The organism is uncultured Tateyamaria sp. (assembly GCF_947496075.1).
Lineage (GTDB): Bacteria > Pseudomonadota > Alphaproteobacteria > Rhodobacterales > Rhodobacteraceae > Tateyamaria.
In genome coordinates this window covers 871300-893634 of sequence record NZ_CANMBJ010000002.1, presented here as the reverse complement: position 1 = coordinate 893634, position 22335 = coordinate 871300, and the positions used below count along the sequence as shown (strand labels likewise).

General features: G+C 58.3%; 30 protein-coding genes. 1 reads left to right on the top strand and 29 read right to left on the bottom strand.

The features are described 5' to 3' along the window. The 28 genes from Q1A51_RS08415 to Q1A51_RS08280 all read right to left on the bottom strand — a co-directional run bounded on the left by Q1A51_RS08415 (position 1) and on the right by Q1A51_RS08280 (position 20541). On the bottom strand, positions 1-1542 hold the full coding sequence (locus tag Q1A51_RS08415; RefSeq protein WP_299597433.1) for an NADH-quinone oxidoreductase subunit M: 1542 nt from the start codon (positions 1540-1542) through the stop codon (positions 1-3). Continuing rightward, a complete protein-coding gene (nuoL, locus tag Q1A51_RS08410; RefSeq protein ID WP_299597436.1) occupies positions 1542-3665 on the bottom strand; it encodes an NADH-quinone oxidoreductase subunit L in 2124 nt (707 codons plus the stop codon). Before nuoL ends, Q1A51_RS08415 begins: the two co-directional genes overlap by 1 nt. 6 nt (positions 3666-3671) lie before the next feature. Next, complete coding sequence (gene nuoK / locus Q1A51_RS08405) at positions 3672-3977, bottom strand: NADH-quinone oxidoreductase subunit NuoK (protein ID WP_039686350.1); 306 nt, start codon at positions 3975-3977, stop codon at positions 3672-3674. A 45-nt stretch (positions 3978-4022) separates the two neighbouring features. After that, complete coding sequence (locus Q1A51_RS08400; RefSeq protein ID WP_299671232.1) at positions 4023-4454, bottom strand: hypothetical protein; 432 nt, start codon at positions 4452-4454, stop codon at positions 4023-4025. Positions 4455-4496: 42 nt separating this feature from the next. Next, positions 4497-5099: an NADH-quinone oxidoreductase subunit J gene (locus tag Q1A51_RS08395; protein ID WP_189369898.1), complete on the bottom strand. Its 603-nt coding sequence runs from the start codon at positions 5097-5099 to the stop codon at positions 4497-4499. After that, on the bottom strand, positions 5096-5518 hold the full coding sequence (locus Q1A51_RS08390) for a carboxymuconolactone decarboxylase family protein (protein ID WP_299200610.1): 423 nt from the start codon (positions 5516-5518) through the stop codon (positions 5096-5098). Before Q1A51_RS08390 ends, Q1A51_RS08395 begins: the two co-directional genes overlap by 4 nt. After that, positions 5515-6207 (bottom strand): DUF4259 domain-containing protein, encoded by a 693-nt coding sequence (locus tag Q1A51_RS08385; RefSeq protein ID WP_299597452.1) that lies wholly within the window; start codon positions 6205-6207, stop codon positions 5515-5517. Before Q1A51_RS08385 ends, Q1A51_RS08390 begins: the two co-directional genes overlap by 4 nt. Further along, positions 6207-6701, bottom strand: a complete 495-nt coding sequence (gene nuoI / locus Q1A51_RS08380; protein WP_299200614.1) for an NADH-quinone oxidoreductase subunit NuoI — start codon at positions 6699-6701, stop codon at positions 6207-6209. The genes Q1A51_RS08385 and nuoI overlap by 1 nt, the downstream gene beginning before the upstream one ends. Before the next feature lie 2 nt (positions 6702-6703). Continuing rightward, on the bottom strand, positions 6704-6898 hold the full coding sequence (locus Q1A51_RS08375; protein ID WP_299200616.1) for a hypothetical protein: 195 nt from the start codon (positions 6896-6898) through the stop codon (positions 6704-6706). Between the two features lies 1 nt (position 6899). Further along, positions 6900-7937, bottom strand: a complete 1038-nt coding sequence (gene nuoH / locus Q1A51_RS08370; protein WP_299200618.1) for an NADH-quinone oxidoreductase subunit NuoH — start codon at positions 7935-7937, stop codon at positions 6900-6902. Positions 7938-7943: 6 nt separating this feature from the next. Beyond that, a complete protein-coding gene (locus Q1A51_RS08365; protein WP_299599642.1) occupies positions 7944-8288 on the bottom strand; it encodes a hypothetical protein in 345 nt (114 codons plus the stop codon). 32 nt (positions 8289-8320) lie between these two features. Next, complete coding sequence (gene nuoG, locus Q1A51_RS08360) at positions 8321-10339, bottom strand: NADH-quinone oxidoreductase subunit NuoG (RefSeq protein WP_299597457.1); 2019 nt, start codon at positions 10337-10339, stop codon at positions 8321-8323. 3 nt (positions 10340-10342) lie between these two features. Beyond that, a complete protein-coding gene (locus Q1A51_RS08355) occupies positions 10343-10744 on the bottom strand; it encodes a DUF5333 domain-containing protein (protein ID WP_299597460.1) in 402 nt (133 codons plus the stop codon). Positions 10745-10864: 120 nt separating this feature from the next. Continuing rightward, positions 10865-11239 (bottom strand): hypothetical protein, encoded by a 375-nt coding sequence (locus Q1A51_RS08350; protein ID WP_299597462.1) that lies wholly within the window; start codon positions 11237-11239, stop codon positions 10865-10867. Positions 11240-11267: 28 nt separating this feature from the next. Then, positions 11268-11711: a DUF3291 domain-containing protein gene (locus Q1A51_RS08345; protein WP_299597465.1), complete on the bottom strand. Its 444-nt coding sequence runs from the start codon at positions 11709-11711 to the stop codon at positions 11268-11270. Positions 11712-11720: 9 nt separating this feature from the next. Beyond that, positions 11721-12080: a hypothetical protein gene (locus Q1A51_RS08340; RefSeq protein ID WP_299597468.1), complete on the bottom strand. Its 360-nt coding sequence runs from the start codon at positions 12078-12080 to the stop codon at positions 11721-11723. 35 nt (positions 12081-12115) lie between these two features. Beyond that, positions 12116-13396 carry an NADH-quinone oxidoreductase subunit NuoF gene (gene nuoF, locus Q1A51_RS08335; RefSeq protein ID WP_299597471.1) on the bottom strand — a complete coding sequence of 427 codons (1281 nt, stop codon included), beginning with the start codon at positions 13394-13396 and terminating at the stop codon, positions 12116-12118. Positions 13397-13436: 40 nt separating this feature from the next. Then, a complete protein-coding gene (locus tag Q1A51_RS08330; protein WP_299200630.1) occupies positions 13437-13655 on the bottom strand; it encodes a DUF5337 domain-containing protein in 219 nt (72 codons plus the stop codon). Between the two features lie 3 nt (positions 13656-13658). After that, complete coding sequence (locus Q1A51_RS08325) at positions 13659-14420, bottom strand: endonuclease (protein WP_299597474.1); 762 nt, start codon at positions 14418-14420, stop codon at positions 13659-13661. Between the two features lie 26 nt (positions 14421-14446). Then, positions 14447-15586 (bottom strand): NADH-quinone oxidoreductase subunit NuoE, encoded by a 1140-nt coding sequence (gene nuoE, locus Q1A51_RS08320; RefSeq protein ID WP_299597477.1) that lies wholly within the window; start codon positions 15584-15586, stop codon positions 14447-14449. Positions 15587-15660: 74 nt separating this feature from the next. Next, positions 15661-16875: an NADH-quinone oxidoreductase subunit D gene (locus tag Q1A51_RS08315; RefSeq protein ID WP_299599644.1), complete on the bottom strand. Its 1215-nt coding sequence runs from the start codon at positions 16873-16875 to the stop codon at positions 15661-15663. A 184-nt stretch (positions 16876-17059) separates the two neighbouring features. Further along, positions 17060-17227: a hypothetical protein gene (locus tag Q1A51_RS08310; protein ID WP_299549899.1), complete on the bottom strand. Its 168-nt coding sequence runs from the start codon at positions 17225-17227 to the stop codon at positions 17060-17062. Between the two features lie 5 nt (positions 17228-17232). Then, positions 17233-17841, bottom strand: a complete 609-nt coding sequence (locus tag Q1A51_RS08305) for an NADH-quinone oxidoreductase subunit C (protein ID WP_299597480.1) — start codon at positions 17839-17841, stop codon at positions 17233-17235. Further along, positions 17842-18246 (bottom strand): hypothetical protein, encoded by a 405-nt coding sequence (locus Q1A51_RS08300; RefSeq protein WP_299200638.1) that lies wholly within the window; start codon positions 18244-18246, stop codon positions 17842-17844. Beyond that, positions 18246-18779: an NADH-quinone oxidoreductase subunit B family protein gene (locus Q1A51_RS08295; RefSeq protein WP_299200639.1), complete on the bottom strand. Its 534-nt coding sequence runs from the start codon at positions 18777-18779 to the stop codon at positions 18246-18248. The genes Q1A51_RS08300 and Q1A51_RS08295 overlap by 1 nt, the downstream gene beginning before the upstream one ends. Further along, positions 18776-19141: an NADH-quinone oxidoreductase subunit A gene (locus Q1A51_RS08290; RefSeq protein ID WP_299549776.1), complete on the bottom strand. Its 366-nt coding sequence runs from the start codon at positions 19139-19141 to the stop codon at positions 18776-18778. The genes Q1A51_RS08295 and Q1A51_RS08290 overlap by 4 nt, the downstream gene beginning before the upstream one ends. A gap of 150 nt (positions 19142-19291) precedes the next feature. Then, a complete protein-coding gene (locus tag Q1A51_RS08285; RefSeq protein WP_299597485.1) occupies positions 19292-20083 on the bottom strand; it encodes a GAF domain-containing protein in 792 nt (263 codons plus the stop codon). Positions 20084-20259: 176 nt separating this feature from the next. Further along, positions 20260-20541 (bottom strand): DUF1330 domain-containing protein, encoded by a 282-nt coding sequence (locus Q1A51_RS08280; RefSeq protein WP_299597488.1) that lies wholly within the window; start codon positions 20539-20541, stop codon positions 20260-20262. A 93-nt stretch (positions 20542-20634) separates the two neighbouring features. Here Q1A51_RS08280 and Q1A51_RS08275 point away from each other — a divergent pair, with 93 nt between their 5' ends. Beyond that, on the top strand, positions 20635-21546 hold the full coding sequence (locus tag Q1A51_RS08275) for a LysR family transcriptional regulator (protein ID WP_299597491.1): 912 nt from the start codon (positions 20635-20637) through the stop codon (positions 21544-21546). On the opposite strand, the gene Q1A51_RS08270 is transcribed toward Q1A51_RS08275, so the two are convergent. Further along, positions 21543-22328: a crotonase/enoyl-CoA hydratase family protein gene (locus Q1A51_RS08270; protein WP_299597494.1), complete on the bottom strand. Its 786-nt coding sequence runs from the start codon at positions 22326-22328 to the stop codon at positions 21543-21545. The genes Q1A51_RS08275 and Q1A51_RS08270 overlap by 4 nt on opposite strands. Positions 22329-22335: the final 7 nt, after the last annotated feature.

Genomic DNA, 22335 nt, shown 5'->3' with positions numbered 1-22335 from the left:
TTAGTTTTCGGCGAACTGCGTCGCAGCTTCCGCCGCGGCCAGTGCCGTATCGTATTGGGTCACAAGGGCAGCCACCGACGGGCCAATAATGTCGAGGATCAGCGCCGGATACACACCCAGCAGGATCGTCATCACCACCAGCGGGGCAAAGATTGCCCGCTCTCGGCGGCTCATATCGGTGATCGACTTCAGGCTTTCCTTGATCAGGTCACCCATAACCACTCGGCGATAGAGCCATAGTGCATAGGCGGCAGAGAAGATCACACCGGTCGTCGCCACAGCCGCGACCCATGTGTTGACCTGGAACACCGCCATCAGCGTCAGGAATTCGCCGACAAACCCGGACGTGCCCGGCAGGCCTACATTGGCCATGGTGAACAACATGAAGATCAGCGCGTAGGCCGGCATCCGGTTCACCAGACCGCCATAGGCGTCAATGTCCCGCGTGTGCATCCGGTCATAGATCACGCCAACACACAGGAAGAGCGCGCCTGAGATGAACCCGTGGCTAAGCATCTGGAAGATCGCACCATCCAGCCCCTGTTGGTTGGCGGCAAAGATGCCCATCGTCACAAAACCCATGTGGGCCACCGACGAATAGGCAATCAGCTTCTTCATGTCCTCTTGCACAAGCGCCACAAGCGAGGTGTAGACAATCGCAATCGCCGACATCCATAGCACAAGCGGGGCCATCACATCGGATCCAACCGGGAACATGCCGATTGAGAAGCGGATAAAGCCGTAGCCACCAAGCTTCAGAAGGATGGCGGCCAGCACGACCGACCCGGCCGTTGGGGCCTGAACGTGCGCATCTGGCAACCACGTATGCACCGGCCACATCGGCATCTTCACTGCAAAACTGGCGAAGAAGGCGAGGAACAGCAGCGTCTGCATCCCGCCGACAATCTGAATGCCCAGCAAGCTGAACGTCTCTGTCCGGAACTGGTGGTTCAGCAGCGTCTCGATATCGGTGGTGCCGGCATCGGCATACATCCCGACCATCGCCACCAGCATCAGTACCGAGCCGAGGAAGGTGTAGAGGAAGAATTTGAACGACGCATAAATGCGGTTCGCCCCGCCCCAGATGCCGATGATCAGGAACATCGGGATCAGACCGGCCTCGAAGAACAGGTAGAACAGCACCAGGTCCAGCGCCATGAACACACCCAGCATGAGCGTTTCCAGAAGTAGGAAGGCAATCATGTATTCCTTGACCCGGTCCGTCACGGACCAAGACGCGGCAATGACCAACGGCATGATAAACGTCGTCAGCATCACGAACAGAACGCTGATGCCGTCGACCCCCATCTTGTAGGTCAGGCCCATGATCCACGTGCCCTCTTCCACGAACTGGAAGCCGGTGTCGTTAGGATCAAACTCGAACAGGATGAACAGCGACGCGATGAAGGTGATAACTGTCGTGGCCATGGCCACCCACTTGGCATTGCGCTGCGCAGCTTCATCCTCGCCCCGCAGAAACACCGCCAGGATCAACGCTGCCAGCGCGGGCATGAAAGTGGTGATGGAAAGGATATTGTCCATCAGTTCGCTCCTCCGCTGAGCGTCATCCAGGTGACAAGGACCGCGATCCCGATCACCATGGCGAAGGCATAGGTAAAGATGTAGCCGGACTGCGCGCGGCCCGCGAGGCGGGTAAAGAAGGGCACGATGCCCATCGACACGCCGTTGATGGTCCCGTCAATGACGTTGCCATCCCCCTTCTTCCAAAGCTTCTTGCCAATCCAAATGGCAGATTGAACGAAGACGACGTTATAGAGCTCGTCAAAGTACCACTTGTTCTTGAGGAACAGGTAGAGAGGGCGCTGGCTCTCGGCTAGGCGCTTCGGCAGCTCAGGGTTCTTGATGTAGAACCAGTATGCAAACAGGAAGCCGATCAGCATCGCAGCAAAGGGCGAAGTTTTCACCCAGTAGGGCACCTTGTGGGCGTCATCCAGAACGGTGTTGCCCTCGCCGATATAGATGGCGCCCTGCCCCGGCTCCCCGGCGAACATGTAGTGATGCTCGTCCGCCTTGCCATGATCATCCGCTTTGCCCTCGGCATGATCATCGCCATGATCGTCAGCCTTGGCATGGTCATCCCCATGGCTCTCTTCCGCATAAGGAATGCCATAGAACTTGGCGACCTGATCCGTGTGACCAAAGAAAGACCCGTACCAGACCATCCCGGCAAAGATCGCGCCGATGCTCAGAACGCCCAGTGGAACGATCATCGTCATTGGGCTTTCATGGGCGTGGTCATGGGTGTGCTTGTCGCCCCGCGCCTCGCCGTAGAAAGTCAGGAACATCAGACGCCACGAGTAGAAGCTGGTGAACAGCGCGGCAATCACAAGCGCCCAGAAGCTGAACCCGGTGCCAGCTGCATAGGCGCTTTCCACAATCGCGTCCTTGGACTGGAAGCCTGCAAAGCCAATCGGGATTTCTCCCAGCGTGAAGATCCAGACAGGGATGCCAACGCCGGTGATCGCCAATGTGCCGATCATCATCGCCCAGAACGTGTAGGGGATCTTCTTCCGCAGGTTGCCGTAGTTCATCATGTCCTGTTCGTGATGCATCGCATGGATGACCGAACCCGCGCCAAGGAACAGCATCGCCTTGAAGAAGGCGTGTGTCAGCAGGTGGAACATGGCTGCCGAATACATGCCGACACCTGCCGCAACGAACATGTAACCAAGCTGCGAGCAGGTTGAATAAGCGATCACACGCTTGATGTCGGTCTGCACCAGACCCACGGTCGCGGCAAAGAACGCGGTGGCCGCGCCGAGGAAGGTGACAAACGCCATCGCCTCGGGTGCGAACTCCATCAGCGGCGACATCCGGCACACAAGGAACACACCCGCCGTCACCATGGTCGCGGCGTGGATCAGCGCCGACACAGGCGTCGGCCCTTCCATTGCGTCAGGCAACCAGGTGTGCAGGAACAGTTGCGCCGATTTGCCCATGGCCCCGATGAACAACAGGAAGGCGATCAGGTTCGCCGCGTTCCACTCGCTCCATAGGAAGGTCAGCTGCGTTTGCGCCAGCTCGGGTGCAGCCGCAAAGATGTCGTCGAACTTGATTGAGTCGGTAAGGAAAAACAGCGCGAAAATACCCAAGGCAAAACCGAAGTCCCCCACGCGGTTGACCACAAACGCCTTGATAGCGGCCGCATTGGCCGACGGCTTGCGATAGTAGAACCCGATCAACAGGTACGAGGCGACACCCACGCCTTCCCAGCCAAAGAACATCTGAACAAGGTTGTCTGCTGTCACCAGCATCAACATCGCGAAGGTGAAGAACGATAGGTAAGCAAAAAAGCGCGGCTTGTAGCTTTCGCCCTCTTTCCACTGCGGGTCGTGGTCCATGTAGCCAAAGGAATACAGGTGAACGAGCGACGATACCGTGGTGATCACGATCAGCATGATGGCCGTCAGCCGGTCGAGACGAATGGACCAATCAGTGCTGAGGCTCCCGCTTTCGATGAAGCGCAGAATCTGGATCTGCTCGGTCGTGCCGTCAAAGGTCAGGAACACGATCCAGGACAGGATGGCCGACAGGAACAACAGGCCCGTCGCGATCCACATGGCTGCGGTTTCGCCAAAAATGCGCCAGCCGAACCCGCACAGCAGCGCGCCAACGAGGGGGGCAAAGAGGATGATGGTTTCCATTGTGACTTAGCCCTTCATCACGTTGACGTCTTCGACGGCGATGGTGCCGCGGTTGCGGAAAAAACAGACCAGGATGGCCAAACCGATGGCGGCCTCAGCCGCAGCGACGGTCAGCACGAACAGGGTGAACACCTGCCCCACGAGGTCATCCAAGAAAGACGAGAAGGCGACAAGATTGATGTTCACCGCCAGCAGCATCAACTCGATGCTCATCAGCAGGATGATCACGTTCTTGCGGTTCAGGAAAAGCCCGAAGATGCCAATGACGAACAGCGTCGCCGCGACGGTCAGGTAATGCTCAAGTCCTATCATGTCGTCCCTCCGGGGTGTGTCCCCGCTTGTCGTCTGTTGCGGGGCTCAGCCCAGCATGAATTCCGTCTTCTCGCCCCGAGCCTCGGGATAGAGTGCCGCGCAGGCACAAGGCTCTGCGTCCAGCGTGATGATGTCGATGTCTCTCGCAATGCCGTCCAGATCGGCGGCCATGCGGTCAAAACTGGCAAAAGCCCGTGCCCCACTTTCGTGGCGATAAATCACAGCCAGCGCCTTCTCGGTCCGGTCAAAGGGCAAACGATTGCCCATGTTCTCTTCTTGCGTACGGAAGCTCAGAGCTGTGCCGGGCGCGCAATCTACAACCGAAAACGACGTCGCCGTCCCTTCCTGGCTCCACCAGTCACGCCACATCACGCGACCCTCGCCCAGATCGACGTGGTCAGCCTGACCGCCATGCGAGATATGCGTGGTGCGGTCACAATCGGTCAGGGCCAAGGCAACGGCCTCACCACCAAGCATCGCGACAAATGCTGCAAGATATATGCACCGTTGAATCAAGGGTTACAGCCCCTGCCCCGGCTTGACATCCTTCAGCTCCATCGCTGTCGCAGGGTCGCGCATCATCTGGGCGATAACGTCCTGTCGCTTCACGTCTGAACGGTGGCGCAGGGTCAGCACGATTGCACCCACCATGGCGACCAGCAGTATCAGACCCGCAAGCTGGAAGAGCAGGAAATATTGGTCGTAAAGGATCATCCCAAGCGCCTCGGTGTTATGCCGATCCACCGGTGTTACCTGAGCACGCAGCCCTTCGGCGGCAGCATTCGACTCCCATGCGCCGAAAGCCATGACGAACTGCATCAGGATCACCACGGCGATCAGCAGCGCAAGCGGCATGTACTTCGCCATCTCCGCCTTCAGCTCGGCAAAGTCCACGTCCAGCATCATCACAACAAAAAGGAACAGCACCGCGACCGCGCCCACATAGACAATGATCAAAAGCATCGCGACGAACTCAGCGCCCAAGAGCACGAACAAGCCCGCCGCGCTTAGGAAGGACAGGATCAACCATAGGACCGAGTGGACGGGGTTGCGGCTGATCACGGTGAACAGGCCGCCCGCGATCACGCTGATCGCAAAGAGGTAGAAGGCAAATACAGTCATGTCTCGTCCTCGTCGTCACCCATGACCTCTTGGGCCAATGCCATCGCACGGGTCATGGCGGGCACACCGGCAAACATCGCCATCATGCCCAAAGTCTCGGAAATCTGTTGGTCGGTGGCACCCGCCTCGCGTGCGTGTCGCACGGTCTGGCGAATGGCCGTATCAGCCTGGGCACCTTGCATGGTCAGCCCGGCAAGGGTCAGCAGGAGCCGGGTTTTGGCATCCAGCCCATTCTCATTGAGTTTGTTGCCAAACCACGTCTCCATCAAATCCTTGGGCATGGTCGGCCACAGGGCCTCGAACATCTTGGGATCAAACCCTTTCGACGGATCGAACGCCGCCATTTGCGGAAACGCTTTGGTCATCTCCTGCATCTGGGCCAGCATCGCGGCAAAGGGGTTGTTCTTGTCATCTGTCATGAGCGTTGCCCCTCGAGACCTTCGATGCGGGCGGTCAGTGCATCCAGGCTATCCGCAATAAAATAGCGCGTGTTGTTGATGTCGCTGTGGATCAGATGCAGCTTGCGCACCAAATGGCGCAGAACCTCGACTTGAACGTTACCCGCCGCGCCATCGGCGAGACGCTCGATCTCAACCATCATGTCGGCATAGACTTGATCTACGTCACTGCGCAGCGCCTGTTCAGGGTCAGCCTCAGACACGTCGGGTGCGAAATCTGTCGCAAGGTCATGGACTTTCGCCGCGGCCTTCAAACGCGCGGCAAGATCAGCAACGCTTGCACGCCACGTGCTCGCATCTTCGGTCTCGTCCCACAGTTCAGCCAGTTCTGAGCCTGCGGTGGTCACCCGGTCCAAAGCCGCAAGAGCCATCCCGACTGCGTCATCGTAAAACTTGAACGAGGCTTCGAGATCAAACGGCGCTTCGGCCCCGTCCTTCGGCTGACCCAAACACGCCGCAATAACCTCGGCTCCGGCCACCGCTGTCGATGCCAGATCCGCATCAAGATCACCCGCCGATGCCTCAAACACTGCCTCAAAGCTTTCGCAAACAGCTTCGGCCTGCTCGAACGGCTGATCGAGGTCTTTCAACGTTTCCAGCAAGTCGGCTGCTGTATCGTTGTCAAAGCTATGTGGTCCCCAGGCTCCCATCAGCGATACGGTGCATCCAGTTCAAGATTGCGTGCGATCTCGGCTTCCCATCGCTCACCATTCTCCAACAGCTTTTCCTTGTCATAGAAAAGCTCTTCGCGGGTCTCGGTGGCGAATTCGAAGTTCGGACCTTCGACAATGGCATCGACCGGGCACGCTTCCTGACAGAAGCCGCAATAGATGCATTTGGTCATGTCGATGTCATACCGGGTGGTGCGGCGGCTGCCGTCCTCGCGCGGTTCAGCGTCGATGGTAATCGCCTGCGCCGGGCAAATCGCCTCGCACAGCTTGCACGCGATACAGCGTTCTTCCCCATTGGGATAGCGGCGCAGCGCGTGCTCGCCGCGGAAACGTGGGGACAAAGGCCCCTTTTCGTGCGGGTAGTTCAGAGTGGCCTTGGGCGCAAAGAAGTACTTGAGCCCCAGCTTCATACCTTGCCAGAAGTCTTGCAGCAGGAAGTATTTGGCGGCGCGGCCGTAGTCGATCTGCGTCATTGCTAGTCTCCCTGTGTTCCGTCGTTAAGATGCATATACGCCCAGGCCTTGAGGGCCGAGACGACTTCCCCGGGATCCGCGCGGTCAAGCGCCCCGTCTTCATCGGTCGTTCCAATGGCGAACTCGGAACTTAGGAACGACACAAGGTCATCCAGATGGTGTTCCGGCGCTTCATTGATGGCAGTGGCCAATCCCATATCAGCCCCCTACGGCCCAGCGGGCATAGATGCCCCAGAACCAGTCGAACTTGGCGGCAAAGGCCACGAACACGACCCAGACCAGGCTGAACGGCAGGAACACTTTCCAGCCCAAGCGCATCAGCTGGTCATAACGGTAGCGGGGCGTAATCGCCTTCACCATGGCGAAGAGGAAGAAGAAGAAAGCCATCTTCGCAACCATCCACAGCACGCCGTCCGGCAGGCCGGGGATGGGCGACAGCCAGCCGCCAAAGAACAGCAGCGACATCAGCGCGCACATCAGGAAGATGGCGATGTATTCGCCCGCCATGAACAGCAGGAACGGGGTCGAGGAGTATTCGACCTGATAGCCGGCGACCAATTCAGATTCCGCTTCCGGCAGATCGAACGGCGGACGGTTCGTTTCAGCCAAGGCGCTGATGAAGAACAGGAACACCATCGGCAGGTGCGGCAGCCAGTACCAACCGAAGAAGCCGTAGCCTGTATCTTGTGCGTTCACGATCGCGCCGAAGTTCAGCGACCCGGTCGACAGGATCACTCCGATGATGATCAAGCCAATGCTGACTTCGTAGGAAATCATCTGTGCTGCGGACCGCAGCGATCCAAGGAACGGATATTTCGAGTTCGACGCCCAGCCGCCAATAATCACGCCATAAACCTCAAGCGACGAGATGGCGAAAACGTAGAGGATGGCAACATTGATGTCGGACAGCACCCAACCATCGTTGAACGGGATCACCGCCCACGCCACCATCGCAAGTACGAAACTGGTCATCGGAGCTAGCATGAACAGGGTCTTGTCTGCGCCAGCAGGCACGACGACCTCTTTCACCACGTATTTCAGTGCGTCGGCCACGGTTTGCAGCAGGCCGTAGACACCCACCACGTTCGGCCCCCGGCGCATCTGCACGGCGGCCCAGATCTTGCGGTCACCATAGACCAGGAACAAGAGTGAGATCATGACGAACGCCACGACGGCCAGCACTTGGGCCAAAATCAGGACGGCGATGCCGCCAGGAGTGGTAAAGAAATCAGCCATCAGTCCTCACACCGTCGGTATTCCCCTCTCCGCACAGGCAGCGGCCACGACTTCGGCGTCGATGGTCTTGATCCCACGCGGGAGGGCTGGCGAAATCGTGTAAACAGCATCCGCTCTCCACACGCCAGCCTCTTCATTCACATTTGTGCGCAAATGACGCGCAAATCCCCAACCCCGGATCAACGTATATCCAGCGGCGACACATTCGGCGTAGTCCTCAACATCGGCTGCTGTCAGCGCGTTGGTCATCTCAACATCAAACTGCACAAGATCCTCGGCCAAGAGCTTCGTTTCGACCCCACGGTAGTCGGGGATGAACTGTTCAGCTGTCGGCACGGGTTCGCAGGCCATAAGCGGTGTCAGGGATATGAGCCAACTGGCCTTCATTCGGCGGCCATTGCCTCGGTCCGGCGCGCCTTGGCATTGGCGCTCAGTTCGGCCATCAACTGGCTGGCACGGGCAATCGGGTTGGTCAGGTAGAAATCGCTGACGGTCGAAGTCAGAACCCCACCTTCAATCTTGCCAGCTTCCAACGCGTCCCCAGTATTTTCCGCAACAACATCCACATCGCCGAGGTGCGGATGGTCGCCCACCAGTTTCTGACGTAAAGTAGCAAGGCTATCGTAGGGCAACGTTGCGCTCATCTCACCCGACAGCGCACGCAAGATGGCCCAGTTTTCCTTGGCTTCGCCCGGTGCGAAACCAGCGCGTTGCGCCAGCTGTGGTCGCCCTTCGGTGTTGACGAACAGCCCGCCTTCTTCGGTGTAGGCCGCCCCCGGCAGGATCACATCGGCACGATGCGCGCCGCGGTCGCCATGGCTGCCCTGGTAGATGACAAACGCCCCGTCACCGATTTCGATTTCATCGGCGCCAAGGTTGTAGATGACATCCGCTTTCTCAATGGCCGTCATTGCATCAGGATTTGTGGCGCCAATATCCATCGCACCGACGCGGCCCGCTGCCGTGTGCAGGATCATAAGGCCCGACTTGGTGCTTTCCGCCAGCGCCTGCGCCCCGGCAAGGATTGCCGCGCCATCACCCCGGGTCAGGGCACCCATGCCGACAACTATGATCGACGGCTTTTCCTGCACCTCTGAATGATCACGCTTGAGCAGATCATTGATGACGGTTGCATCTGTCCCGATGTGGTTCGCCTCATAGGTCAGGTCCGGCATCTCACCGATCACACCCACATTGGCGCCACGTGCCCAGGCCTTGCGGATACGCGCGTTCAACACGGGCGCCTCCAGACGCGGGTTGGTGCCGATCAGCATGATTGCTTCAGCTGTGTCGATGTCTTCAACAGCAGCCGTCCCGACATATGCGGCCCGGTTGCCCGAGGGCAGCTTCGCGCCATCAGTGCGGCATTCGACGAGACCGCCCTGCCCTTCGATCAGCTCCTTGAGCGCATAGGCGGCTTCAACCGAAGCCAGATCACCGACCAAACCGGCGAGCGAAGACGCGCCCTTGATCGCATCCGACGCTTTGCCCAATGCCTCACCCCAAGAAGCTGGACGCAGCTTGCCATTCTCGCGGATATACGGCCGATCAAGCCGCTGACGACGCAGGCCGTCCCACACGAAGCGGGTCTTGTCGGAAATCCATTCTTCGTTCGTGCCGTCGTGGTTGAGCGGCAGGAAACGCATGACCTCGCGGCCCTTGGTGTCCACGCGGATGGAGGACCCAAGCGCATCCATCACGTCGATGCTCTCGGTCTTGGTCAGTTCCCAAGGACGGGCGGTGAACGCATAGGGTTTCGACACCAGTGCACCCACGGGGCACAGATCAATGATGTTGCCCTGCAGGTTCGAATCCAATGTCTCGCCCAGATAGGACGTGATCTCGCTGTCTTCACCTCGGCCTGTTTGACCCATCTGCGTAATGCCCGCGACCTCGGTCGTGAACCGCACGCAGCGGGTGCAGGAGATACAGCGGGTCATGTGGGTTTCAACAAGCGGACCAAGATCCAGATCATCCACGGCACGCTTTGGCTCGCGGAAGCGGCTGAAATCGACACCGTAAGCCATTGCCTGATCCTGCAGATCACACTCACCGCCCTGGTCGCAGATCGGGCAATCCAGCGGGTGGTTGATCAGCAGGAATTCCATCACGCCCTCGCGGGCCTTCTTGACCATGGGCGAATTGGTTTTCACGACCGGCGGCTGCCCTTCGGGACCGGGGCGCAAGTCACGCACCTGCATCGCGCAGGACGCCGCGGGCTTGGGTGGACCGCCCACAACTTCCACAAGACACATCCGGCAATTGCCAGCGATCGACAGACGCTCGTGATAACAGAAGCGCGGAATTTCGATCCCCGCCTCTTCACAGGCCTGGATCAGGGTCATTGCCCCGTCCACCTCGATCTCGTTGCCGTCGATGATGATCTTGCGGAGGTCGCTCATGCGTCAGTTCATCCTCAGTAGGGCGCCGATCTGGCCGCCTTTTTTGATTTCTGCGCGGCCAAGCGCACAGTAGCTTGCCGGCTGGCTAGCGGTCACGCCGCCTTGTTTCAGATACGCCCTGCGCTTTGCCTTCAGCCGCTCCCGTTCAGCGTCAGAATTGCGGTAGGCATCAATCTCTTCATCCGAGTAGCCCAGGTTCCGGGCACGGGCCTTCAACCCGTTCGCAACGCTAAACGCCCTAAACATCCGGGCCGAAATACTCGGGCAGTTCTTGCGGATCTCGTCCGCGATCCCAATCGCCAGAATGGTACCGTCGATTTCAGGCACATCCCGAAGGTGTGGCTTCGCCGAGGCTATCCCGGCAGTCAGGCTAAGGATCAAGGCCATGGTCATCGCGCGCATCATTTTCTCTCCACGTGCTGCATCACTTTGACGCCATGTGGGAAAGCAGGTCTGTGCTATGCAATAACACGGGCCGACACAACCCGTCAGGACGCAAAATGTCGCCTTGAAAACGGGTTGTTATCACGCCGGCGTGCAGGTGCCTCGCAAGAGCAGCTTATCTCCGGAAATGCGCAGCCTGCCGTCCTCGGCATCCGGCCCTTCGATCCAAGCGATATCAGAAGAACCAAACTGATTGATGCAATAGCGCACGGCTTCATAGCGCCCCGCTTCACGGGCACCCTCAAGGGATGCAGAGACCGGGCTCACGCTTACTTCGAATTGTTCCCGCTGCTTGTCGACTTTGCCTGAACTTGCCCGGAAAAACACGCCATCAAAGGCGACACGCTCGGAACGCCGTTCCTGACAAGCAGACAGCAGCAAAGCCGCGATCAGCAGTGCACCGGTCAAAAGTGCTGGGCGCATATCTGGCAGTGCACGGGTTCTTGTCTTGGTCAATGCGGTCTCCTCCCCCGGGGTTCTGGCCTTACTGCGGCAGGTGATCCCAGCCAAAGGCGTCGTCAGTATTGCCATGGTTTTCAAGATGATGGAAGCGGTCGATTGCCTCGCTGATCGTAGGCTTGTGCCCCTCCGGCACCCACCACATGACAAAGCGCAACCCCTGATCCGGATCATACCATTCGCCCTTGCGGTCATAGAATTGCTTGTGAACCGTGTTGAATGTGAAGTTGTGCAGGCTTTCGACGTCTTTCCAGACCGATAGCGTGCTGGCCGTGCGTGGATTGCCACCCAGCGGGCCATTCGGGTCAAGCTGCGCCGCTTCCATCTCGTCGCCTTCCAGATGCCAGACATAGCCGGGGCTGCGACGCGCGATGTCATAGACACGGTCGAGGTTGTTTAGGAAGTCCGCCACGCGCGGATCTTCCCAGTCGTACTTTAGAGTGCCGATGTTGAATTCAGCGAGGTGCATCGTTTTTTTCTAACCACCGGATCGCGAAGCCACCAAGTAACCAATCAGCAAGGCAACAATCACCCACCAGTAGCTCCCCAAGAAACGGAACAATGACAGAATTGCTTGCGAAAGGCTTCTAGGAATATCCAAAAGCGTTCGGACAGACTTTTCGATGCTAGACAAAATATCGGGTACAAATGCACCCACGATAAGCCCTACGATCCCACCGAGTACGCAACCGATAATCATGAAGAACACCACAACTGGCGGAGTTGTTAAGTGCCCAACCGGCATCATTTCTGGCAAGAATGCGCCAAGCAGACCTCCAAAGACGATGCCAATCTTTAGACCTAAGTGTGAGATGTTATCTTGATCGTCGCTGGGCAAATTTACCTCACTCAGTTCTCATCGCACTGGTAACATCACTCCGCCGCGATCCGCTTGCCTGCGATCCGATCCTCAATCTCATCTCGGAAATTCCGGATCAGCCCCTGGATCGGCCAAGCCGCCGCGTCACCCAGCGCACAGATCGTGTGCCCTTCGACCTGCTTGGTCACGTCGAGCAGCATGTCGATCTCTTCGACCTCCGCCTCGCCGCGCACCAGACGGTCCATCACGCGCATCATCCAGCCCGTGCCTTCGCGGCATGGCGTGCACTGACCGCAGCTTTCGTGCTTGTAGAACTTGGACAGCCGCCAAATCGCCTTGATGATATCGGTCGACTGGTCCATCACGATCACCGCCGCCGTGCCCAAACCCGACTGCAGATCGTTCCGCAGATAGTCGAAGTCCATGATGGCGTCTTTCATCTTCTCTCCGCGCACGCAAGGAACAGACGACCCGCCGGGGATGACGGCCTTGAGGTTATCCCATCCGCCGCGAATGCCGCCACAATGCTTTTCGATCAACTCTTCAAAGCTGATGGACATCGCCTCTTCGACGACACAGGGGTTGTTCACATGGCCAGAGATCGCGAACAGCTTGGTCCCGGCGTTGTTCGGACGACCAAAGCCAGAGAACCACGACGCGCCACGGCGCAGGATCGTCGGAACAACCGCAATGGATTCCACGTTGTTCACGGTGGTCGGGCAACCATAAAGGCCCGCGCCCGCCGGGAATGGCGGCTTCATGCGGGGCATACCCTTCTTGCCTTCGAGCGATTCAAGCAGGGCGGTTTCCTCACCGCAGATATAGGCCCCTGCCCCATGGTGCAGGTAAATTTCGAAATCCCAGCCTGACCCTGCGGCGTTCTTGCCAACCAAGCCAGCGTCGTAGGCTTCATCAATGGCTGCCTGCAGCGCTTCCTTTTCCCGGATGTATTCGCCACGGATGTAGATGTAGCAAGCGTTAGCGTTCATAGCGAAGGACGCAATCAAACACCCTTCGACCAGCGTGTGCGGATCATGGCGCATGATCTCGCGGTCCTTGCACGTGCCCGGCTCTGATTCATCTGCGTTTACAACAAGATAGCTTGGACGCCCGTCACTTTCCTTGGGCATGAAGGACCATTTCAGGCCGGTGGGAAATCCAGCACCGCCACGACCGCGCAGGCCGCTGTCCTTCATCTCTTGCACGATCCAGTCGCGACCCTTCTGGATCAGCTTGTCCGTGCCATCCCAATGCCCACGCGCCTGCGCACCTTTCAGCGTGCGGTCGTGCATACCGTAGATATTGGTAAAGATACGATCCTTGTCAGCCAGCATGGGTGTTATCCTTTGCCTTGAAGCCCTGTGCGCGGGGCCATCAGTTGTCGCGGCTCTTTTGCCAAATCCTGATGGCAACCACCAGAGACCAAATGAACGCAGCCAGTGCAAAAAGCAAAATCAGAATTTCGTAACGCGCAGGTAAACCAAGGCCCTGCACAATCACCGGCGCGAACACAGACAACAAAGCGGCCCCTGCAATGACAAGGGCCGCGATACGACCCTGCCGGGCCAGTTTCGGATCAAGCTGATCAGACATGCGTTAGTAAACGTCGCCCTTGCCAACCTTCTTGGAGAACTCGGTTTCACCGCCCTCGGCAAGAATCTTGGCCTGCGCGACCCAGTCGTCGCGGCTAACACGGCCCTTGAAACCCTGCAGGTTCTGATCAACCCAGGCCACCTCGTCAGCACCCCAGCCCGCAACCTGATCGAAATGATAGAAGCCCATTGAATGCAAAAGCGCCTCAAGCTTTGGCCCGACGCCCTTGATCTCTTTCAAGTTGTCAGGACCGCCCTCGCGTGCGGCTGAAAGCGTCTCGGGCTTGGTGCCCTCGCCTGGCGCAGCGGCTGGCTCGGCGGCTTTTTTCTTGGCCGCGGGTTTCTTGGCAGCTTTCTTCGCCTTTGGCTTTTCGTCGGCCTTCGGCTCAGCCTCGTATTTCCATTCGCCCTTGCGTGCCGCTAGATCAGCTTCGCCCGGCAACGGTGTCGAAGGTTTGATCTCCGGTTCTGCGGTCGTAGCTGCGGAGGCTGCAGCGGCTGGAGCTGTCGATTTTGCAGCAGGGCGCGGAGCCTCTTCCGGTTTCGCCGCGTCAACTGATGCTTCGCCGACCGCCGGTAGCGGTTTGCAAATGATCCAGCTGAGAAGCGCACCGGCGACGACAAATACAACGACGCCCATAAACACGCCCTGCATAAACGTCCAACCGCCCAGCACCATCAGCAGCATCGCTGCCAAAACACCACCCAGCAGCGCGACCAGCCAGCAGCCCACTGCGCAACTGATCATTCCCTCGTTCTTGTTCATAACGATACCTCTCCTGTTTAAGGATGTTATTCTTTATAGATATCGTCTTTTTTCGCGCGTTGGGAAAATTCTGTCTCTTCTCCCCGCGCGAGGGCCTGCGCCTGCGTGACCCAATTGTCACGGCTCACCCGACCTTTGAAGCCCACGAGGTTCTGATCCGCCCAAGCGACTTCGTTATCACTCCAGGCTGCGATCTGGTCATAGTGGAACACGCCGATGCCGTTCAGAACACCCTCCAGCTTGGGTCCGACGCCTTTGATCAGCTTGAGATCGTCCGCCCCGCCATCGCGTGCTTCCGAAAGCAACGTGGGTTTTGTCCCCGCGGGGACAGCGGTACCCTTTTGTTTTTCCTTGGATTTATTCTTCGTTACCGGTGCGTCCGCTTTGGATTTCGCCTTGGCCTTCGCCACCTTCGCGGCAGGCTTTTCATTGGCGTTGCTGGCATCCGCCGATGCGTTCGCCTTCCCCCATGGTGCCAGCAATGGCACCTCGGCCCCGTCGATACGCTTGACCGTGTCGCCAATGTCCGTGGCGAGCTGAACAGAGGCGTTGTATTTCGTATGCCCACTGTCAAATTCCTTGAGGCTGGTCAGACCGCTCAAGGGTTCTGACGCGTAGCGCCCGTTCTGCGGCCCGGGCGTTGGCACTGTGCCAGCGGCCAGTTCGTCGATGATTTCTCCCATCCGCGCAGCGGTCAGATCTTCGTAATAATCCTTGCCGATCTGGGCCATGGGCGCGTTGGCGCAGGAGCCGAGGCATTCGACTTCCTCCCATGAAAACTTGCCATCGACGGACAACTGATGCGCTTTTGGGGCAATCTTGTCCTTGCAGACCGCGACGAGATCTTCAGCCCCGCAGATCATACAGGATGTCGTGCCGCAAACCTGAATATGGGCAACAGAACCAACGGGTTGTAGTTGGAACATGAAGTAGAAAGAGGCCACTTCCAGCGCGCGGATATAGGCGAGGTCCAGCATGTCCGCGACTGCTTCGATCGCCGGACGGGTCAGCCAGCCCTCTTGTTCCTGCGCACGCCACAGCAGCGGAATGATGGCGCTGGCCTGACGGCCCTCGGGGTACTTGGTGATCTGCGCTTCGGCCCATGCCTGGTTGTCCGGGGTGAACGCGAAGCTGTCTGGTTGTTCTGAGTGGAGACGGCGGAGCATTATGGTCTTCCCTTGGTCTGCGTGGAAACTGCGGGAGCTTCCGGCGGAAGTTTATTTGGCAAGATGAAGGTGGATCAGCGGTCAATTTCCCCGAACACCACGTCCATGGTGCCGATGATTGCGGCGACGTCGGCCAGTTGGTGCCCTTTGGAGATGTAGTCCATCGCTTGCAGGTGCAGGAAGCCCGGCGCGCGGATTTTGCAGCGGTAGGGTTTGTTGGATCCGTCGGCCACAAGGTACACGCCAAACTCGCCCTTGGGCGCTTCGACCGCGCAATACACTTCGCCCTCGGGCACGTGGAACCCTTCGGTGTAGAGTTTGAAGTGGTGGATCAGCGCTTCCATCGACGTTTTCATGTCGGTGCGTGACGGCGGAGTGATCTTGCCGCGCGCCAGAATGTCGCCGGGGCAATCCCGCAGCTTGCCGATGGCCTGCTTGATGATCGACACAGATTGGCGCATTTCCTCCATCCGGACGAGGTAGCGGTCATAGCAGTCACCGTTCTTGCCCACAGGGATCTGGAAGTCGAATTCGTCGTAGCATTCATAGGGCTGCGAGCGGCGCAGGTCCCAGGCGAGGCCACTGCCCCGCACCATGACGCCCGAGAAGCCGTATTTCAGGATGTCATCCTCGGTCACGATGCCGATATCGGCGTTACGCTGTTTGAAGATGCGGTTTTCGGTCAGGAGGCCATCGATATCCTCCATGAAACCGGACATGAACTTGTGGGCCCATTCCTCGATATCATCGAGCAGTTCGGGCGGGAGGTCCTGATGGACACCGCCGGGGCGGAAGTACGCCGCGTGCAGGCGTGCGCCGCAGGCCCGTTCGTAGAAGATCATCAACTGCTCACGCTCTTCAAAGCCCCAGAGCGGCGGCGTGAGCGCGCCCACGTCGAGCGCTTGCGTGGTGATGTTCAGCAGGTGGTTGAGGACGCGGCCGATCTCGCAGAAGAGCACGCGGATGAGGCTTGCGCGGCGGGGCACCTCGACGCCTGTCAGCTTTTCGATGGCCAGACACCAGGCGTGTTCCTGGTTCATGGGTGCCACGTAGTCGAGCCGGTCGAAATAGGGCAGGTTTTGCAGGTAGGTCCGGCTTTCCATCAGCTTTTCGGTGCCACGGTGCAGCAGGCCGATATGCGGGTCGCAGCGTTCCACAATCTCGCCATCCAGTTCGAGGACAAGCCGTAGAACCCCGTGCGCCGCAGGGTGTTGCGGGCCGAAGTTGATGTTGAAGTTGCGGATTTTCTGTTCGCCCGTAAGGGCGTCGTCGAATTTGGAGCCGTCCATCATCGCCCCTTTCCTTTACCGAGCGTGTGACCAAGAGGGTGACCACTGGCAAGTTGCGCATTGAAATCATTAGCTTTTCGGGGGATTCCGAGTCCCCTGCGGGCTACCTGTTTTTTAAAATGGGGAGCAGTAGCCAACACCAAGCCAGCTGCCGCAATCGCAGTGTTGATCACATCAAACCACATCACCGCTTCTCCAGCTCTTGCAGCTTCATCGCCATCACCCAGAGCAGTACGATGGTGCCCACAGGCAGGATGCAGAACAGTGCCCAGTACTGGTTGATCCCGAAATGGGGCAGCAGCTTGAACATCGGGATGATGCTTGCCGCAGCGATCAGAAGCCACCAGATCATGTCCACTACTTCGCCTCCGCTTCTTTCTCATCACCCGGAAGGATGTATTCGGCCCCTTCCCAAGGCGACATGAAGTCGAACTGGCGGTATTCTTGGACCAGCGACACGGGTTCGTAGACGACGCGTTTTTCCGCCTCGTCATAGCGGACTTCGGTATAGCCCGTCGTCGGGAAATCCTTGCGCAGCGGATAGCCGCGGAAGCCGTAGTCCGTCAGGATACGCCGCAGGTCCGGGTGGCCCGAGAACAGGATGCCGAACATGTCGAATACTTCGCGTTCGAACCAGTTGGCCGAGGGGTGGATGTCCACCAGTGACGGCACGATCTGGTCCTCGCGGATCGAAACGCGCAGGCGGATGCGGTGGTTCTGGTACATCGACAGGAAGTGGTAGACGACGTCGAACCGTTTGGCCCGGCCGGGGTAGTCGACGCCGGTGATATCTACGAGCGACGAAAACTTGCAGGTGCTGTCAGAGGTGATGAATTCGACAAAGCCAGTCAGGCTGGACGGGGCCACGTCGATGTTCAGCTCGCCATGGGTGACGTCCCACGCCAGCACGCAATCGGGGCGCTTGGCTTCGAGATAGGTGCCAAGTTCGGTCATTGCTTCGGACATTTAGTGCACCCTACTGCCAGTGTCTTCTGTATCGGCGAGTTTCCAAGTCACTCTGCTGCCTCCAAACTCTTTGGCGTAGTGATCCATTCCAAGAACCGCTTCTGCAATTTTGGTGGCCTCAAGTCGCCACACTGCTTCTACGATCAGTTCGATCGAGCTATTTTCGTGGTTGGTGAAAACCAAAGCATGGAGCTTGGCTGCACCTACAAAAGCATTTCCTGCGGAGAACGCGTCTTTGACTGCGGCCCGACACTTCAGCGCATCCTTTTGGTTGTCGAAATTTGAAGTAAATTCCAACAACTCATCGCAAGGGGTTGCACCGGATACCGTCAAAATCTCCGCAAGCCGTTTTGAAGCTGAAAGCTTGGCCACTTCCAAATCAGGCTTGCTGAACTCAATAGACATCACCGTACGATCGTCCCGGTGCGGCGGATTTTGCGTTGCAGCTGCAGGATGCCATAAAGCAGTGCCTCGGCTGTGGGTGGGCAGCCGGGGACATAGACGTCGACCGGCACGATGCGGTCGCAGCCGCGCACCACGGAATAGCTGTAGTGGTAGTAGCCACCGCCATTGGCGCAGGAGCCCATGGAGATCACATAGCGCGGCTCGGGCATCTGGTCGTAGACCTTGCGCAGGGCGGGTGCCATTTTGTTCGTCAGCGTACCTGCCACGATCATCAAGTCGGACTGGCGTGGCGACGCGCGGGGCGCGGTACCGAAGCGTTCGAGGTCGTAGCGCGGCATGGAGGTGTGCATCATCTCGACCGCGCAGCAGGCGAGGCCAAAAGTCATCCAGTGCAGCGAACCGGTGCGCGCCCAGTTGATGATGTCGTCGGTTGACGTGAGCAGGAAGCCTTTATCCTGAAGCTCGGCATTCAGGGCCTGCGCGGCATGGTCCTTGTCTCCACCTGCATAGGCGGGACCGGCGGTGTCTGTCATTGCCATTCCAGCGCCCCCTTCTTCCATTCATAGGCAAAGCCGATGGTCAGAACGCCCAGGAACACCATCATGGACCAGAAACCGACCATGCTCACATCCTTGAAGGCCACGGCCCAGGGGAAGAGGAAGGCGATTTCGAGGTCAAAGATGATGAAAAGGATCGACACGAGGTAGAACCGCACATCAAACTTCATACGCGCATCATCAAATGCGTTGAACCCGCATTCGTAAGCCGACACTTTTTCAGGGTCCGGGTTGCGTACAGCAAGGACCACAGCAGCTAGGATCAGGACAAGTCCGAGGCCAATGGCGACGGCCAGAAATACGAGAATGGGGAGATACTCCCGCAACATCTCTTCCACGTTGGGCTCCTTTTCTTGGCGCGAGCGTGAGTGCGCCAGGTCAAGTGGCATGATTGGCTGACAACGGGTTTACGCGCGCCACCCGGCAGCGTCAATAAAGGCAGGTGCACGAAGACGCGGAAATTACCGGGTGATTTCGACGCAGCGTCTTCAGATAAATGTGATCGACGCGTCGCTCCTGCTCCACTCGGCGAGCGTCAGTCCTTCCTTCGGCGCGTAGAGCTGAACGTGCAGTGCCTGGCTTGGACGACCTGGCGCGCTGACCGATACCGCGCCGGACCTTGCGCCATCACTGGCGAGCCGCTGCGCGACATGCGGCAGTGTCAGCAGTTCCTGATATGTAAGTTCCAAATCCGCCCGAAGTGCGGCATTGGCAAAGACCAGTTCGCCTGCATCATTGTGAACAGTGATGGCTTTGCCGCTTGTCTCGGCGAGTGTAGTCAGGATTGCATCATTCTCAGCAAGCGCATCACTCAGTGCCTTTTGCTCGTATCGCAGCATAAGGCGCTCAATTTTACTGCCGATCAGGTCAGCAATTGTCTCGAGATAAGCAAGCTCTTCATCACTCCAGATGCGCGGCGCACTTGAGAGCACGCACACGGCGCCGATTGGGTTGCCTTCGTTCAACCGAACAGGCACCCCCAGGTAAGCGCCTATGTTCAGGGTTGTCGTAACCGGCGCGTGGCGCCAGCAACTATGGCTTGGAACATCAACCACACGCAGCGGCGCCCGGATTTTCACCGTGTACGTGCAGATCGTGTCCTGCGCGGCAAACAGGCGATCTTCGAGCTGCGTTGACTTGGTCGAATGACCCAAAGCAAGGATCGCGTCGTCTTGCCGTACACTGATCATGCTTGTTTGGCAGTTCAGCTTCGTTTTTATGGCACGCGCAAGTTTATCAAACTCGTCCGTATGGCTGAAATCAAATGCAAAATCTGCCATCTTTCTAGATCCACTACGCAACCCGTCATGCGCAGTATAGCGCAGCGTACTCAATGAGAAATATCGAAATGTTGACGCTAGGTAAAACAAAAACGATCCGAAGGGCTGACCCGCCCATCGGACTTTGCGTTTGCGTCCAACGATTGCACAAACGATTGCTTTGAGTCACGCAGCAATCACATCAGTATTATATCCGAGCCACCGCTGGCGCGTCTCAATTCATGGATGCTCTGCAGCTCTGGGTCGGCTTTCCACGCTTCAGCGGCAGCGCGATCAGGAAACCGCAGGACCGCAAGCACGTCTGGCATCACTGGCGCGCCCTCAAGTGCAATCGGATCAGGAGAAGCCTGCACCACTTCCCCACCGTGGCGGGCAAGTGCATCAGCAGCCTGCTCACGATATTGAGCCAGGCTTTCCGAGTTTGTGATCCGCATCATCACGACGGCATGCGTGGTCATGTTTTCCATCCATTGCTTTTGGAGTTTCCACATATCTTGACCACGCCCGACCTGTGAGGAAAATGAGAGTATTTGCGCAAACCATGTGCAAAAATGATCAAGTGTGGCAGTGAGGACGAGGGCGATATGGATTGGAGTGATCTGAAATATGTTCTGGAGACTGTTCGGCACGGCGGTATAAGCGGCGCATCTCGGGCGCTTGGGGTCAATCACGCCACTGTCTCGCGCCGGATTTCGGCAGCAGAAGCGGCGCTTGGAACATCACTTTTTGACCGCCGCCCCTCTGGATATGTGCCCACACAAGCCGGCCGTGATGCAGCCCGCACCGCAGAAGCATTTGAAATCGAGCATGCCAGCCTGTCGCGTGCGATTGCCGCACGCGATGTTGCCTTAAGCGGTCCGTTGACCGTCACGGCCCCCCATTTGATGGTGCAGTCTGTGCTTGCGCCAATCCTTGGCGATTTTGCACAAGCGCACCCCGACATCGAGCTGACGATCATAGGCAGCATTGAAACGCTGAATCTTGCAGAACGCGAAGCTGACGTGGCCATTCGAATCTCGGACACTCCCGATCCGGATCTGGTCGGACGGCAAGTGGCGGTCCAGAAATCCGCTGTTTATGCGAGCAAAGCCTATATCGCAAAGCTGGAAAGCGACCCCAATCGCCGTTTGCACTGGCTGCGCTTTCTGCATTGGCAGCCAACGCCCAAGGAAGTGATGGCCACATATCCCAATACCAGAACCGCAATGGCCCTTGATGACATGGTGGCCATGCTGGGGGCGATACGGGCCGATCTTGGCGCCTCGCGTGTTCCTTGCATTATCGGCGACACGGATCCGGACCTTGCCCGCGTGCCCGGCCTCCCGCTTATGCCTTACCTGCCCATATGGGTGCTGACCCATGCAGATTTGCGTGCGGTACCACGCATCGCCACCTTTACCGAATTTGTCTCAACCGCGCTGCGCAGGAAACGTTCTGCCTTTGCCGGTACGGACGAAGACTAGGCCCGCACCCAGGTTGCTTTGCGCTTGGCAAAGAAAGCGTCAATGCCTTCTGCGGCCTCTTCCGTTTCCCAGCGTGCTTTCAGTGCTGCAATGGACGTGGCAATCGTCTGGTCATCAATCCGGGAACCAAACTCCCGCGCCAATGCCTTGGCGGCGGCGACGGCGCCGGGTGCACAGTTCAGATACGGGGTCACTTGGTCCTCGACGGCCTGCATCAGATCATCCGCCGGCACCGCTTTGGCCAAAAGGCCAAGCTCAACCGCTTCGGACGCATCAAACAGCCGCGAAGACATGAATACGCGCCGGGCACGCCCCTCGCCCATTCGCGCGACCACATAGGGACCAATTGTTGCTGGAATAATGCCAAGCCGAGTCTCGGTCAGTCCCAACTTAATGTGATCAGCCCCTATCGCCACATCGCAGACCGACGCCATGCCAACCCCGCCCCCAAAGGCGTTGCCGTGCAAGGCACCGATGAGGGGTTTCGGCATTGTGTTCAATGCGTGCAGCATATGAGCGAGCTTGCCAGCTTCATGCGCTCTTGTGTCCGCATCCGACTGCATCTGCTCACGCATCCAGCCCAGATCGCCACCCGCGCAGAAGGTTTTGCCGGCGGCGGCAAGCACGACAACACGAACAGCGTCGTCGCTGCCCAGCGCCTTGGCTGCCTTGTGCAGGTCCGCAATCATGGCCGCATTCATCGCATTGTGCTTGTCCGCGCGGTTCAGCAGAAGTGTTGCAACGCCGCGTGGATCGACAGTGATCGAAAGAGTGTCAGTCACGGTTCTT

What these genes read in the sequence shown, in the direction of transcription:
- Q1A51_RS08325 (WP_299597474.1), bottom strand. Translation starts at nt 14,420, where the DNA reads ATGAACAAGAACGAGGGAATGATCAGTTGCGCAGTGGGCTGCTGGCTG.
- nuoG (WP_299597457.1), bottom strand. Translation starts at nt 10,339, where the DNA reads ATGAGCGACCTCCGCAAGATCATCATCGACGGCAACGAGATCGAGGTG.
- Q1A51_RS08285 (WP_299597485.1), bottom strand. Translation starts at nt 20,083, where the DNA reads ATGGCAGATTTTGCATTTGATTTCAGCCATACGGACGAGTTTGATAAA.
- Q1A51_RS08365 (WP_299599642.1), bottom strand. Translation starts at nt 8,288, where the DNA reads ATGGCCTGCGAACCCGTGCCGACAGCTGAACAGTTCATCCCCGACTAC.
- Q1A51_RS08280 (WP_299597488.1), bottom strand. Translation starts at nt 20,541, where the DNA reads ATGACCACGCATGCCGTCGTGATGATGCGGATCACAAACTCGGAAAGC.
- Q1A51_RS08305 (WP_299597480.1), bottom strand. Translation starts at nt 17,841, where the DNA reads ATGTCCGAAGCAATGACCGAACTTGGCACCTATCTCGAAGCCAAGCGC.
- Q1A51_RS08400 (WP_299671232.1), bottom strand. Translation starts at nt 4,454, where the DNA reads ATGCTTGGTGGTGAGGCCGTTGCCTTGGCCCTGACCGATTGTGACCGC.
- Q1A51_RS08300 (WP_299200638.1), bottom strand. Translation starts at nt 18,246, where the DNA reads ATGTCTATTGAGTTCAGCAAGCCTGATTTGGAAGTGGCCAAGCTTTCA.
- Q1A51_RS08330 (WP_299200630.1), bottom strand. Translation starts at nt 13,655, where the DNA reads ATGTCTGATCAGCTTGATCCGAAACTGGCCCGGCAGGGTCGTATCGCG.
- Q1A51_RS08295 (WP_299200639.1), bottom strand. Translation starts at nt 18,779, where the DNA reads ATGACAGACACCGCCGGTCCCGCCTATGCAGGTGGAGACAAGGACCAT.
- Q1A51_RS08375 (WP_299200616.1), bottom strand. Translation starts at nt 6,898, where the DNA reads ATGGGATTGGCCACTGCCATCAATGAAGCGCCGGAACACCATCTGGAT.
- Q1A51_RS08345 (WP_299597465.1), bottom strand. Translation starts at nt 11,711, where the DNA reads ATGCACCTCGCTGAATTCAACATCGGCACTCTAAAGTACGACTGGGAA.
- nuoE (WP_299597477.1), bottom strand. Translation starts at nt 15,586, where the DNA reads ATGCTCCGCCGTCTCCACTCAGAACAACCAGACAGCTTCGCGTTCACC.
- Q1A51_RS08390 (WP_299200610.1), bottom strand. Translation starts at nt 5,518, where the DNA reads ATGACAGATGACAAGAACAACCCCTTTGCCGCGATGCTGGCCCAGATG.
- Q1A51_RS08395 (WP_189369898.1), bottom strand. Translation starts at nt 5,099, where the DNA reads ATGACTGTATTTGCCTTCTACCTCTTTGCGATCAGCGTGATCGCGGGC.
- nuoK (WP_039686350.1), bottom strand. Translation starts at nt 3,977, where the DNA reads ATGATAGGACTTGAGCATTACCTGACCGTCGCGGCGACGCTGTTCGTC.
- Q1A51_RS08415 (WP_299597433.1), bottom strand. Translation starts at nt 1,542, where the DNA reads ATGGACAATATCCTTTCCATCACCACTTTCATGCCCGCGCTGGCAGCG.
- Q1A51_RS08275 (WP_299597491.1), top strand. Translation starts at nt 20,635, where the DNA reads ATGATCAAGTGTGGCAGTGAGGACGAGGGCGATATGGATTGGAGTGAT.
- nuoL (WP_299597436.1), bottom strand. Translation starts at nt 3,665, where the DNA reads ATGGAAACCATCATCCTCTTTGCCCCCCTCGTTGGCGCGCTGCTGTGC.
- nuoF (WP_299597471.1), bottom strand. Translation starts at nt 13,396, where the DNA reads ATGCTGGCTGACAAGGATCGTATCTTTACCAATATCTACGGTATGCAC.
- Q1A51_RS08315 (WP_299599644.1), bottom strand. Translation starts at nt 16,875, where the DNA reads ATGGACGGCTCCAAATTCGACGACGCCCTTACGGGCGAACAGAAAATC.
- Q1A51_RS08385 (WP_299597452.1), bottom strand. Translation starts at nt 6,207, where the DNA reads ATGGGAGCCTGGGGACCACATAGCTTTGACAACGATACAGCAGCCGAC.
- Q1A51_RS08310 (WP_299549899.1), bottom strand. Translation starts at nt 17,227, where the DNA reads ATGATCTGGTGGCTTCTGATCGCTGCGGCAAGCATCATCCCGATGTTC.
- Q1A51_RS08355 (WP_299597460.1), bottom strand. Translation starts at nt 10,744, where the DNA reads ATGATGCGCGCGATGACCATGGCCTTGATCCTTAGCCTGACTGCCGGG.
- nuoI (WP_299200614.1), bottom strand. Translation starts at nt 6,701, where the DNA reads ATGACGCAGATCGACTACGGCCGCGCCGCCAAATACTTCCTGCTGCAA.
- nuoH (WP_299200618.1), bottom strand. Translation starts at nt 7,937, where the DNA reads ATGGCTGATTTCTTTACCACTCCTGGCGGCATCGCCGTCCTGATTTTG.